The sequence below is a fragment of the Novosphingobium sp. CCH12-A3 genome (genome assembly GCF_001556015.1).
Taxonomy (GTDB): domain Bacteria; phylum Pseudomonadota; class Alphaproteobacteria; order Sphingomonadales; family Sphingomonadaceae; genus Novosphingobium; species Novosphingobium subterraneum.
The window spans coordinates 1-13,236 of the sequence record NZ_LSIA01000198.1; the positions used below are offsets into that span (position 1 = coordinate 1).

The following is a 13,236-nucleotide window of genomic DNA, read 5'->3' on the forward strand; positions in this document are numbered from 1 at the left end:
TCGTCAAGCTAACCCACTGATACCACTCAACTTAGTTTCGGATCGGGCTCTTAGCAGTTGCAAGGCGTCCCGCCTCGCTAACCTAGAAAGCGAGGCAGCAAGGCGGGACCTGTAGCCTGTCAGAACTTAGCTTCCAGGCTTGCCCCCAAGGTGCGACGCCCTTCACGCGTCAACCAGTTCACGGCGCCGCCTGCATCTGCAAAGGGCAATCCGATCACTGATGCATGGAAGCGCTTGTCCAGCAGGTTGCGGGCGAACACGCCGAGGCGCCAATTCCCGTCCGGGTGACCGATGCCGGCATTGAGACCGATGGTCACGAATCTTGGCTGGGAAGCAATCGCGCTTGCCACGTCATATTGAACCCTGCTTCGATAGTACCCGTTTGCTGCCCAATCGAACTGCAGGCTATCGCTGATTGGCAGGGTGACATTTGCCCCCAACGTAGCGCTGTATTTCGGTGCTCCGGACAAGGGCTCGCCTTTCGCCTGGATCAGACTGGTTCCGTTCTGGGTGAAGCACGTGTAGCCGGCCCTGACGACACTTGGGCAGGCCGTGACGTAATCGGTAAACTTGGTGTCCGAATAAGTGAAGCCTCCATTCAGGCTGAACTCGGGGCTGACGCGCCAAGCTGCATCCACTTCAAAGCCATTCGCGCGGAAACCACCGGCGTTCTCCGTCAGGAACTCGGTTCCGTTGAAGACCGAGGTTTGGAGGTTCTTGTATTGATCGAAGAACATGTTGGCATTGAAGGTGACTGTCCGATTGAACAGCTGGCTCTTGAGCCCAACTGTCACGTCGCGGACCGTCTGGGGATTGACGCTGGACTTTGCACCCGTGAGCCCGGAGAACGTCACGGTTGGTCCCAGGTAACCACGGGCAACGGTCGCGAACACCATGACATCAGGCGCCAGCTTGTATTCGGCACCGACTCGCCCTGACCATCCTGTCTTCGACACGCTGCCCGTTTGCAGTGCACGGGGTGCATAGGGGACAACGAATCCTGGCGGCGTTGTCGAGAAATCGACCGTTGCGGGTGCGACGGCCGGGTCGACGATCGAGAACGACGACGATTTGACCTTGTCATTCTGGACGCGGAAACCGCCGAGAAGGGCGAACTGCTCGCTCACGTGGAACTTGCCGTCAATAAATCCGGCGTAAGAATCAGACTTTGTCTGGGTGTTACTCTGCCCTGCCGAGATATTGATGATCGGTGTGGCACTCAGCGTCGGTCCAAGAGCAATCGGTGTGAACGGGAAGGCCGGGCGCAATTGGGCGCGATTGAAGTCGTTAGCGTCGCCTACCTTGCGAACCGATGCGTAGAAGCCACCGGTAAACTCGAGCTGCGAGCCCTTGGGCGAGGACAGGCGCAGTTCCTGGCTGAAGAAAGTCTGATCGACACCGGTTGGCTGGGCCCTGAAGATCGGCAAGCTGCTGCCATCGATGGCAAATGCCTGCGGACCTTCGTTGAGACCACGGTAGGCGGTGACGGACGTAAGGTTATAGCCGCTCCCCAGCTCCTTGTTGATTTCGATCGAGGCTCCGAAGTTCTGCTCCGAGCTGTACCCTGGATAGTCTTCAACCGATTTGCCGTTCTCGAAGCCCGGCGTGACGCCCAAGGTTGACAGATTGGCGAAGCGTAATGCCATCAGCGGATTAAAGCCGGTTCCCGGCTTGGCGCTGTTTGGCAGGGAGTTAAGCGTCCAGAGTTGCCCCGGCCCTGTACGATTGATTTTGGAATAGTCGCCGATCACGTAGACGCTGAGATCTTCGGACGGCTCCCAAAGCAGCTTGGCGCGCGCGCCATAGCTGCGTTCACCACCCCACATTTCATCGCGCAGGACGTTCTCGAGGAAGCCATCATTCCGACGGTAGAAGCCGAACACCGACATAGCGGCATTGCTCGACAATGGCAGGTTGACCGAGGCGTTGGCGTTGACCTCGTTCAATTCACCGTACGATGCGTACGCCTTGCCCGAGACCCTGTCGAACCGGGGCTTGGCCGTCGTGATGTTGATGACGCCGGAAGAAGCGTTCTTGCCGAACTGGGTACCCTGCGGGCCCTTGAGCACTTCCACCCGCTCGAGATCCCCCAGGCTGTTGAGCGGATTGCCGAAGGGGATCACGACGTTGTCGACGACGGTACCGACATTCTGTTCGGACGACGAGGCGAAACCGCCTGCCGAGCCAACGCCACGCAGACGGAAACCACTGTCGTTCGGGGAACTGCCAAACTGAAGGCCAGAAACCTGATACTGCAAGTCGGGCAGGCGCTGGAATCCTCCCTTGGCGATCTGTTCAGCTCCCAGTGCTGACACGGCCAACGGCACTTCCTGCAAGCGCTCTGCCCGTCGCGAGGCTGTCACGACGATGTCCCCAAAAACGTTGGCATTAGCATCGGTGCCGGCGCCTTCAGTTGTATCCTGGGCGTTCGCTGACCATGAATATGATGCAACCGCAGTCGACGCCGCCAGCGCCACCAATCTGTATTTATTCATCTTTATCTCCCTGAAACTGGATTATCGGAATATTCTCTCTCGATCATCGATGTGATGAAGAATAGATGTCTCTTGACTTCGAGTTCGATGCCTATTCGCAGAGGGCTTCATCGTGAATGACAAGTATTTCAGATGAAGACGTCTCGTGCTGCCAATTCGGCCCAACGTTGAGCTGTGGTCCAATCGGGGCCGAAACTATCGCTGCGCCAGAAGGACACCTCTCGTGTCGAAGTCGTGGACACGGCCTGAGACCTTCCCGTCGAGCGATCGTCTTTTCCGGCACATCGCTGCGGTTCTCCCACCTGACCCAGTCAAGGCGCCGAGATGCCGAAAGTTATCCCTCAAAAAAAGAAATGATTCCCTATGCGGGTATAGATCTGGGCTATGCTGGCGCGGCAGGAGACGCCTTGCCAAGGTTCATCCAACGAATGTCAGCAGGCGATGATCCGACATCCGAAAAAGTCAGGACCTCATCAAAAAGGACCGGAGGGTGTCTCAAGATCAACGTTGCCCGCCGAAGTCAGCACGATGAGGCGAATGTCCGGCGAAACCGTTTTCAGACAGTACGAAGTTGCCAGAGCGGTCCTTGCCGAGAGGCTGGAGATCACTGCCGTTTGGCGCCGAACCAATTATTCTGGCTGAAAACCTTGCCACCAGAAACGCGGTCCTGAACAGCGGAACGTAGACCGTCCGCTGGGGGCGGCACTTTGCGTTTGCTGCCGCGTTTTGGCTGTGATGCTCAGATCGATCCTCGTTGCCGCCTCCGCTTTGCTCCTCACCTGCGCAAGCGCGCTGATCCACCCCGCGTCCGACGAACGGGCGATGTATGGGTTCGAGGGGCCGATCGAGCAGAACTGGTTGCCGCGCGAGGTGGCGGGGTGGCCCGCGCCGTTTCTGGCGGACAGCACGGCCACTTCCGTGCCGCACCAGATCGGGCCGGAGGATGACTTCCGGCCCGGTCCGTTCCTTGCGGATCTTGGCTTCTGGGCGCTGGTGGTGCTGGGCGTGATGCGGGTCTGGCGCCTTTTGCGGCGGCGAGCCTAGCGGTCGAGCGCCGCTTCGGCCCAGTCGACCGCCACATTTTGCATCTCCGGGCGGTTTCCTTCGGCGACCAGTTCCACGATCTTCGCGCCCTTGACCGGCACGGCAATGGCGGCAGGCGCGTCGCCGGGCTTCATCCACCCGGTCTGCTTCAGCAGCTTGCCATCGGCGTGGACCGAGAAGCGGACGCGAGCGGTGGGGTCGGCGACGGAGTCGTCTATCCCGGCGAGGGTGGTGAAGGTCGAGAAGCCGGTGTTGCGGACTTCGAGGCGAGAGTTGGCGAGGGTGCCGATGGCGCTGTGATAGGTCTTGCCCGCGATCTTCGGAGTCTGGGCGAAGGGGGTCGCATCTGCCCGCGCACCGCCCCAACCGCCATAAACGGGATGTTCGCCATCGGCCTTGGTCGAGCGCCAGGGCAGAAGGCCGCGATAGACCATCGGGTCGGCCATGGGATGCACGATACCGTCGACCGCCGGGTTCACGTTGCCGGGTTGCTCGGACAGGTAAAGGCCTTGCGCGTGCTCGCGCGTGCCGCGGGCCTTGAACAGCAGGGTCTGGTGGCGTTCGAGATGGACCGGCATTTCATTGGTGAAGGATTTCGTGTCGCCGTCCCACAGGTCAGTCAGGGTGATCGGTTGATCGGCGCGGTATTTGAGGTGCGACGCGATGAGCTTCACGTCGATCGGGCTGCCGGTGCGGTTGAACAGGGCGACAGCCTTGGTGCCGTCGGCCAGCGTCTTGGTGAAGATCTGAACGCTGTCGCCATCATAGGCCAGCACGGCCTGATGCGCGGCCGCGTCCTGATTGAGCGCGATGACCTGCGCATTGCCGAGCACGCCCATCATCGCTGGCGAGGCCTTGCGTAGATCGAAGCCGATGATCAGAGGTGCGTTGAGCATCGCCCACAGCGACATGTGCGAACGCGCCTCGGTGAGGTGCGCATCGTCGAACTCGCCGCTGCCGATGAACAGCATGTCGGGATCGTTCCAGCTGTTGGGCTTGGCGTAAAGTTCACGCCGGGAGGCGGAATCGAGATTGTGCAGCATCCGCTCCCAATTGGGGGAGATGTCCTCGCTGGTCCGCGAAAGGTTGCCGAGGGTACGCGCCCATGAGCGGACGTCGGCCGAACCCCACAGGCAGATCGACAGGACGAAATTGTTGCCAGGCTTGTTGCGCGACAGCGCCTGGCCCACCTGATCGAACAGGCCCTTCACTGCGGGGATATTAGTGCGCGGGATGGTGTCGTAGTCGATCAGCGGATCCAGCGCGCGCAGCCGGCCGGATTTGACCTGCGGGCTGTCAGCGGCGAGCGCGCGGATGCCGCAGCCGTCGACCTTGATATAGTCAAAGTTCCATTCGCCGAAATAGAGCGCGATGTCCTGATCGATGTGGCCGTAGAGGCCGATCTCGCGTTCGGCCATGGTGCCCGCGGGCTGGCCGGGGCCGGTGGGATCGCCGTAGATCTGGCCGCAGCTGTTTCGGCCGATCTCGCTGTAGATGCCGGCTTTCAGGCCCATGGCGTGAAGCCGGTCGGTGAAAGGGCGGAAGCTGGTGTTGCCATCAGCCGTTCGGGCCGAGGGGAAGTTGTCGGTGCGGATCAGCACACGGCCATCAGCCTGCCGCCGCTTCGCCCACCATCCATCGTCGATGTTGACGTAGCGGTAGCCCTTGGCGGCGAGCCCGGAATCAACGATCAGTTGCGCCGAGGCGATGACCTTTTCCTCGTCGATGTCGGTGCCGAAGGCGTTCCAGCTGTTCCAGCCCATCGGCGGCAGCGGGGCGGAGCCACGCGTCGTTACGCTCCAGGTGCCACGGGCCTCGAGCGGCTTGTCGGCGGCGTTGGCCGAGGATGCGAGGGTGGTTGCTGCGAGCAGGGCGGCGACAGCGAGGCGCTTCACTTCGTTGCTCCAAACGCGAGGTGCTGGCTGAAGAACGGCACGACCTGATCCTGGAAGCGGAAGGCGACGCGATTGGTGTGATCGCCTTCGTACAGCGTGAAGCTGTTGGCGATGCCGTAGGTTTCGAGCACCTTGTGCAGGGTTTCGGTATCGGTCTTGAGGCCGTCCTTGTCCCCCACGTCCATGGCAATCGCAGCGTAGCGGCGCATGTTCGGGATGTACTGGTCCACAAAGGAGAGCGGGGCGTTGGCGGCCCATTTCGCCATGACGTCATCGCGGGTCTTGCCGTCGGCGGTCAACGGCAGGTCGAGATAGAGCGGCGGGTTCTTCGGGTTGGGTGACCAGGCGGCGGCAGCCGCCAGGGTGCCGCGCTGTGCCCATTGCAGGCTGGCCGAGTCGGCCGGGCTCTTCATCGCGGCATAGGCCTTCATTGCCTCGGGCGTGACGCCAAACAGGCCGCGCGCGGAGAGGCAGCACGGGCTCATCAGGTAGAGCGCGCCGAACACGTCGGCATGCTTCATGCCGATGCGCGTGGCGCCGTAACCGCCCATCGAATGGCCGACGAGACCGCGGCTTTCGCGCGTGGGCAGGGTGCGAAAGTGGCTGTCGATGTAGGTCACAAGATCGCGGGCGATGAAGGTCTCGAAATCGCCGGTGGTGACAGACGAGGAATACATCGAGCCGTTGTGCACGGTCTTGCTGTCGGGGAAGACGTAGATCATCTCGCGCGCACCTTGGGCCATGCCGCCTTCGATCACCTGCGGCACGTGGATCTCGCCCATCCATTGCTGCGCGCCGATGGAGTAGCCATGGAGCGCATAGACCACCGGATAGCGGCCTTTCGGGTTCTTCGCGTAGCTGGGCGGCAGGACGACGAAGACGTCACGATCGGCGCTATCGCCTTCAAGCGCGCCTTCGAGGGCCGTGGCGTGAACAGAGATCTTCTGGACCGTGGTCTTGGGTGCGCCAGCAATGGCAGCGGGGGCAGGCGTCTGCACTTGCGCGAATGCGCTTGAAGGTAGCGCTCCCATCGTGAGGGCTGAGAGGGCCAGCATAGGCAAAAGGCGCATTGGTCAATCTCCCGAGGTTGGTTCTGGTTGTTGTCAGCTGCCGCGCAGTGCGCGGAGGAGCATGGCGCGGATCTGGCCGTAATTGGCCTTGAGATTGCCGAGGACGCCGCGCTGGTCTTCGGGCAAATGGGCAAGGGGGTGGCCTTCGGTGCGGAAGACGTAGTGATCAAAGAAGGCGCGGAAGGCCATGCGCTCTGCCTCTGGGCGTTCGGCTATGGCGATCATGGCATGGAGCATCGACAGCGAGGGCGCGTCAGGCCCGGTGGCAGTGGCGTCCCACCAGTAGTTGAGCATGACGTTGATTGGGGCCTTGGCTTCAACCTGGTGCCACCACAACTTGGGCAGGAAGAGGGCATCGCCCGGCTGCAGGGTAACGGCGATGGCACGGGCGCGGGCCTTTTCGAAGCGGGGGAAGCGCGCTGGGTCCGGATTGCCGGCGGCGAGGCTCGCGGGTTGGCCGGCCATCGTATTGTCGATCGGACCAACGTAGAGATCGCCAATGGCATCAGGCGGGTAGAGCGTGAACGTGCGCTCTCCGGCGATCACGCAGGCCAGATTTTCATAAGCATCGTAGTGAGCCGCAGCGGTGGACGGATTGCCGATCCACAGGCGTGGTTCGACAGATCGGGGCACGATGGCAATATGATTGGCCTCGGCAAAGCCGGGAAGATAGGCGGGCGCGACAAGCGAACCGACATAGGTCGTCGGCGCCGAGGGATCGGCCGCGTGGGCCAGCATCGCGTGGAAGGCATCGCTGAGCGCCATTTCGCTGCGCGTGAAGTTGAAGCCGAAAAGATCGTCCGAATAGAAATAGCGGCCCGCGTTGACCGGATCGCTCTGGAAGACTTGTGGTCGGCGATCGTTCGCAAATCCAAGCATATAGTCGAGCACTGCGCCTGGCTCTGCGCTTGCGGCCCGTGTCGCTGGCAAAGCCGCGCCGAGGCCCCTGATGACCGCGGGCCGACCCGTTTCAATAACTTGAACGCGAAACGCCTCCGCGCTGACCAGCGCGGTGTGGTCTTTCGAGATTTCTGTCAGTTCTGGCCGGGCCTGTCCGGTCATGTCATGCCCAGCCGCTGGCAGGCATGGCGAGACGTTCATTCCGCCTGCGGGCAAGCTGGCCGATCTGGCGCAGCGACGCGCGGATCGCCAATGCAGCAGCCAGGGAGCTGTCTCTAAATAGTCTGATGATTCTAGTATCATCGAGATCTGCAAGCGCATCGCCGCTGACCGTGTAGAGGCCATTCAGGGCGACGGTCTGGCCATCGTCGAACTTCAGGGAGATGTCCACCGGTTCGACAAGCCGCGCCTCGACGATATCGGCGATGAATTTTTCCGTCCTTGCCGCATTGCCCATCAAGGTGCCGATGGCGCGCTGGACGAGACGCATCTCGTCGGTCGGGCCGCCCATGGCATCGAACAGGGGAATTGTGCCTCCGGGCGCGAAGCGGGGATGAGCAAGATCGACGGCAATGTTCTCGTCAGAGGCAAAAAATCCCTGCCGTTGCAGGTCGAGCGGAAGAAACGCAGCGTTTCCAGTGCCTGCACCCTCCACGAGGACTTCGTCGGGCGAGAATCCGAACAACGCGACGATGGCGAATCGCCCTGTTTCGGGGGACTTGGCCAGCATGACCGGACAGCAGGATGCGGCCGCTTCGACTTCGGGCAGCGAGATCTGCACCATGTGCGGATGCGCGCCAGCAAGAGGGTGCATGGCCAGGTTGCGATGGACCTCGCTGTTCAGGATCTCGAGTTGCTCAGCCATTCGTCCTCTCCCGTCTTTCCCTGTTTTTCAGGCAGCTTATTGCGGTTATGCCCGATACTTCATGTGCGCGCTAACATGGCTGATCTAACGCCATCCGCGGCCTTGTTGCAACACTATCCAACCATGGCGTCATTGCGCAGACAATTTGGTATTGATAGCGCTACCTAGATCAGTTACACCCGTCTCGCAAGGTGACGCTGACAGAGCGCCTGCAGGGTTGAGAGGCTGAAGGGAAACCGCAGTTCGTCTGCGTGATGCTTCTCCGATTGCGCGTGCTTCGTCATGGCTGCCGGTCCTGTCGTGTGGGGCAGCCGGATGCAGATCACCTTCCCGGGCGGGGGGGCCGTCAGAATAGCAGTGGAGAGGGTATGAGGACGTCCATCAATTCACGCTTCCTTATCGGAAGTGCAGCAGGCGCAATCGCGCTTGCCATGGCGATGCCGGTTGCGGCGCAGGAAGCGCAAAGCTCGGTCATGAACGACGAACCGAGCAACGCTGAAATCATCGTCACCGGCATTCGTGGCTCGCTCCAGCGCAACATGGAGATCAAGCGCACGGCTTCGGGCGTGGTGGATGCGATTTCGGCCGAAGACATCGGCAAGTTCCCCGATGCCAACGTGGCTGACGCACTGCAGCGCTTGCCCGGCATCTCGATCCAGCGTTCTGGCGCCCGCGGTGAAGCCAATGGCGTGACCGTGCGCGGCTTTGGCGGTGACTTCAACGACACGCAGTTCGATGGCCGTCGCCTTTCGACCGCTTCGGGCAGCCGTGCGGTTGACTTCACGACGATCGGCTCGGACTTCGTCTCGAACATCTCGGTCTACAAGACTCCCGACGTCGAACTGGGTGCCAGCGCCATCGGTGCGACGATCAATGTTGCCCTGCCCAAGCCCTTCGACAGCGCAGACAGCAAGTTTGCGGTCAAGGCTTCCGGGGCCGTTCAGGACCGCAGCGGCAAGGTCACGCCTTCGGGCGCGGCCCTCGCGAGCACGCGTTTTGCCGACGACACCATGGGCATTCTGGCCTATGCCGCCTATCGCCGCGTCGATACCGAGGCCAACCAGGTCTTCATCCCGGGGTGGATCGGCAACTACTTCTACCAGTGCCAGGCGCAGGCCGCCTGCCAGACCAACGACTTCACGCCTGCCAAGAAGAACGTGCTGGGCTGGTTCCCGCAGCAGGTTGGCGCCAACCAGATTACCACAAAGGACGAGCGCATCGACGGCCGTCTTGCCTATCAGTGGCAGGCCGGTGACGATGTGCTGCTGACGCTGGACGGCAACTTCACCCGCCAGACGCTGAACACTGCGACCTATGGCTACGGCGCATGGTTCAACGGTGACGACTTGCGCAATGTGAAGCAGGACAGCAACGGCACGGTGGTTGATTTCAACCAGTTCGGCACGCCGATGGACTTCAACGCCAGCCTGGCGCGGACGATCAACCAGACCTACATGTTCGGCGGCAACCTGAAGTGGGATGCGACCGACGAGCTGAGCTTCGACTTCGACGCATCGCTCTCGCGCTCAGTCCTCAATCCCGGCCGCAACGGCTACCAGAACGCGATGGACATCGGTTACGGCGGCACCAACGTCGATCCGAACGGGTCGTTCCTGTCGACCGGCTGTACCTATCCGGCAGGTGCTGGCCCGACCACCGCGCCGACCTCCTGTACCAATTACTCGACTATCCTCGGCGCAAATACCGGAGTGACGATCGGCGGGCCGAGCAACAATTATCTGCCCAGCATCCACGACGTGGGGCCGGGTGGCGACGTTTCGCGCTTTACCGACAAGTCGCTGATCGGCAGCCACGTGATCGCGGGCTTCCCCAACTACTTCACCAACCTCGTCAAGCAGGTGAAGATCGGCGGCAAGTGGGACGGCGACAACCTGAAGGTCCACTTCGGCGGCAGCTATCAGGAGAACAAGTATCACCAGGAAGGCGAAAGCCCGTTCGTGAACGGCACGTTCTTCCGCTACGGTGGTTACGGCGCTCCGTCTGGCCGCACCGGCGCCGTCGCACCGCTGCCGGACAGCGTCTATCAGGGCATCATCAGCACCAACAACTTCATCCCTGGCTACCAGGGCAACCTAGCTCCTGCGATCATCAAGTACGATCCGGTGGCGGTGTACCGGGTGCTCGAGGCGACCGGACGCGGCACCACTGCGCCTGCGTTCAACCCGGACAGCGTGCTGAACGTCAAGGAGCAGACGTTTGCGGCCTATCTGCGCATCAACTTCGAGAGCGAGATCGGGGACATGCCGTTCAAGGTCAGCGCGGGCGTGCGTGACGAGTATACCAAACTGACTTCGGGCGCGATCGGACGCAACCCGGTGAACCTGATTACCGTGCCGACCGACCCAACGCTGATCCAGGTAGGTAGCTACACGCCGCAGCAGCTGATCGAGCGCAGCATTTCCTACAACTACGTCCTGCCGAGCCTGGACGTGAAGCTGGAGGTCAAGCCGAACCTGATCCTGCGCTTCGACGCTTCGCGCACGCTGACGCGCCCTGCTCTGGGCGATCTGCGTCCGACGATCAACCTCGGCACGCTGCGCAAGGGCAGCCTTGCGGCGTCGGGCGGCAACGCCGGCCTCAAGCCCTACCTTGCCGACAACCTCGATCTCGGTGTCGAGTGGTACTACGGTTCCAACTCGTACTTCGCGGTCAACGGCTTCATGAAGTTCATCTCGAACTTCATCGTCGGCGGCGTCAGCACCCAGACGATCAACGGTGTGGTCGATCCGTTCACGAACCAGCCCGCGCAGTTCCAGGTGAACAGCAAGGTCAACGGTCCGGACGGCGTGGTGCGCGGCGTCGAAATCGCCTGGCAGCAGGTCTTCGGCGATAGCGGTTTCGGGTTCAACGCCAATGCCACGCTGGTCAATACCAACCGAACCTTCAACACGGCGGACATCTCGGGTTCGGCCTTTGCCATCACCGGCCTTGCCAACTCCGCGAACCTCGTGGCGTTCTATGACAAGAACGGTCTGGAAGTGCGCGTTGCCGGTAACTGGCGCGACAAGTACCTGCTTGGCCTTGGCCAGCAGCAGGGCGGCACCTTCGGTGCGGAACCGGTCAACGTGAACCGTCAGTTCCAGATCGATGCCAGCGCAAGCTACCAGGTGACCAAGGAGCTGTCGGTCTTTGTCGAGGGCACCAACCTCAACAACTCGAACTACAGCACCTATGGTCGCTTTTCGAACATGTCGCTCGACACGTTCAACTACGGTCGCCGCTTTGTCTTCGGCGCACGTTTCAACTACTGACAAGACGTGATGGTGGTGCCGGCGCTTCGTGCCCCGGCACTGCTGCAAAAGCAGGACGGAGAGGTGCGCGGATGGTTCGTGCAGTGCGCGATGTCGTGATTATCGGTGGCGGAACGGCCGGGTGGCTGACCGCAGCGATCATTGCCGCAAAGCACAAGGCCCGGATCGGACACGACTTCTCCGTCACCTTGGTGGAAAGCCCCAACGTGCCGATCATCGGCGTGGGCGAGGGGACCTGGCCTACGCTGCGCTCGACGCTCAAGAGCGTGGGCATTTCCGAAACCGATTTTTTCCGCGAATGCGATGCCGCCTTCAAGCAAGGCGCGCTGTTTGCGAAGTGGACCACCGGCGCCGAGGACGACGCCTATTATCATCCATTGGTCCTGCCGCAGCGCTTCGGGCAGCTGAACCTTGCGCCGCATTGGCTGGCGGGCACGCTGAACGAGGGTGGCGACAACGGCGAGACCTTCTGTGACGCGGTATGTCCGCAAGGGCGGCTCTGCGACGAGAACCTGGCGCCCAAGTCGATGGTCAATGCCGAGTACGAGGGGCAGGCGAATTACGCCTACCATCTCGATGCCGGCAAGTTCGCCCCGTTCATGCAGCGCCACTGCACCAAAAAGCTGGGCGTGCGCCACGTGCTGGCAGACATGCGCCAAGTGCTTCAGGACGAAAGCGGCGACATTCGCGCGATCGCGACCGAGCAGGCAGGCGAAATCAGCGGCGATCTGTTCATCGACTGCACCGGCACGCGCAGCCTGCTGCTCGGGCAGACGCTCGGCGTCGGCTTCAAGGACTGCAACGACGTGCTCTTCTGCGACACCGCGCTCGCCATGCAGGTGCCATACCCCGCCCCTGATGCGCCGGTGGCAACGCACACGATCTCGACCGCGCAATCGGCGGGGTGGATCTGGGACATCGGTTTGCCGACGCGACGGGGTGTTGGGCACGTCTATTCAAGCCGCCATATCAGCCGCGAGGATGCCGAGGCGGAACTGCGCGCTTATGTGGGCCCGGCGGCGGAAGGTCTTGCGGTGCGCAAGATCGATATCCGTTCGGGCCACCGCGAACTGTTCTGGAAGAACAATTGCGTTGCCGTGGGGCTGGCGGCAGGGTTCCTCGAGCCACTGGAAGCCTCCGCCATCGTGCTGATCGAGCTTTCGGCCAAGATGATCGCAGACCAGATGCCCCCGGTGCGCGAGGTTATGGACGTGGTGGCGCGGCGCTACAACGAGAAGACGCTGTACCGCTGGGGCCGGATCATCGACTTTCTCAAGCTGCATTACGTCTTGAGCCAGCGACGCGATACGACGTTCTGGCGGGACAACATGGACCCGGCCTCCATTCCCGAGAGGCTGCAGGAGCTGATGGCGCTGTGGCAGTATCAGGGGCCCTACATGCACGAGGAGTTTGACCGGGTGGACGAGGTGTTCCCTTCGGCATCCTATCAGTACGTGCTCTATGGAATGGGTTTCCGAACCGAGGTCTCCGCGCGGACGCTCGAACCGGAAGTGCGTGAGGCGCGGCGGGCGCGGGCAGAGAATGCCGACGTCACTGCGCGAATGCTGAGTGGACTGCCCAAGCATCGCGACCTGATCGACCGCATCGTGAAATACGGATTGCAGCCAGTCTGATCCGCAACGACCAGCCCTGCCGGGTCGCATCGGCACGGGATACTTGAGAGGAAAATCGTGA

The 13,236-nt window shown here is 61.7% G+C and carries 8 protein-coding genes; 3 read left to right on the top strand and 5 right to left on the bottom strand.

Features of this window, described 5'->3' with window-relative positions:
- Positions 1 to 119: 119 nt before the first annotated feature.
- Complete coding sequence (locus AX703_RS14795) at positions 120 to 2,495, bottom strand: TonB-dependent receptor (RefSeq protein WP_082734617.1); 2,376 nt, start codon at positions 2,493 to 2,495, stop codon at positions 120 to 122.
- A 735-nt stretch (positions 2,496 to 3,230) separates the two neighbouring features.
- Between AX703_RS14795 and AX703_RS14800 the strand changes: the two genes are divergently transcribed.
- Positions 3,231 to 3,539, top strand: a complete 309-nt coding sequence (locus AX703_RS14800; protein ID WP_062345132.1) for a hypothetical protein — start codon at positions 3,231 to 3,233, stop codon at positions 3,537 to 3,539.
- Here the strand turns inward: AX703_RS14800 and AX703_RS14805 are convergent.
- From AX703_RS14805 to AX703_RS14820, 4 genes are read right to left on the bottom strand one after another with little or no spacing between them, the layout of a single operon-like run.
- Positions 3,536 to 5,434, bottom strand: a complete 1,899-nt coding sequence (locus AX703_RS14805; protein WP_062345134.1) for an NPCBM/NEW2 domain-containing protein — start codon at positions 5,432 to 5,434, stop codon at positions 3,536 to 3,538. The genes AX703_RS14800 and AX703_RS14805 overlap by 4 nt on opposite strands.
- Positions 5,431 to 6,504: an alpha/beta hydrolase family protein gene (locus tag AX703_RS14810; protein WP_062345136.1), complete on the bottom strand. Its 1,074-nt coding sequence runs from the start codon at positions 6,502 to 6,504 to the stop codon at positions 5,431 to 5,433. Before AX703_RS14810 ends, AX703_RS14805 begins: the two co-directional genes overlap by 4 nt.
- A gap of 33 nt (positions 6,505 to 6,537) precedes the next feature.
- Entirely contained in the window at positions 6,538 to 7,566 is a 1,029-nt protein-coding gene (locus tag AX703_RS14815) for a cupin-like domain-containing protein (protein ID WP_062345138.1), read from the bottom strand.
- A 1-nt stretch (position 7,567) separates the two neighbouring features.
- The gene (locus tag AX703_RS14820; protein WP_062345139.1) at positions 7,568 to 8,269 is read right to left on the bottom strand and encodes a SapC family protein; all 702 of its coding nucleotides are present in this window, start codon (positions 8,267 to 8,269) and stop codon (positions 7,568 to 7,570) included.
- Between the two features lie 368 nt (positions 8,270 to 8,637).
- Between AX703_RS14820 and AX703_RS14825 the strand changes: the two genes are divergently transcribed.
- Positions 8,638 to 11,541, top strand: a complete 2,904-nt coding sequence (locus tag AX703_RS14825) for a TonB-dependent receptor (RefSeq protein ID WP_062345141.1) — start codon at positions 8,638 to 8,640, stop codon at positions 11,539 to 11,541.
- A gap of 71 nt (positions 11,542 to 11,612) precedes the next feature.
- Entirely contained in the window at positions 11,613 to 13,175 is a 1,563-nt protein-coding gene (locus tag AX703_RS14830) for a tryptophan halogenase family protein (protein ID WP_062345143.1), read from the top strand.
- The last annotated feature ends 61 nt before the right edge of the window (positions 13,176 to 13,236 follow it).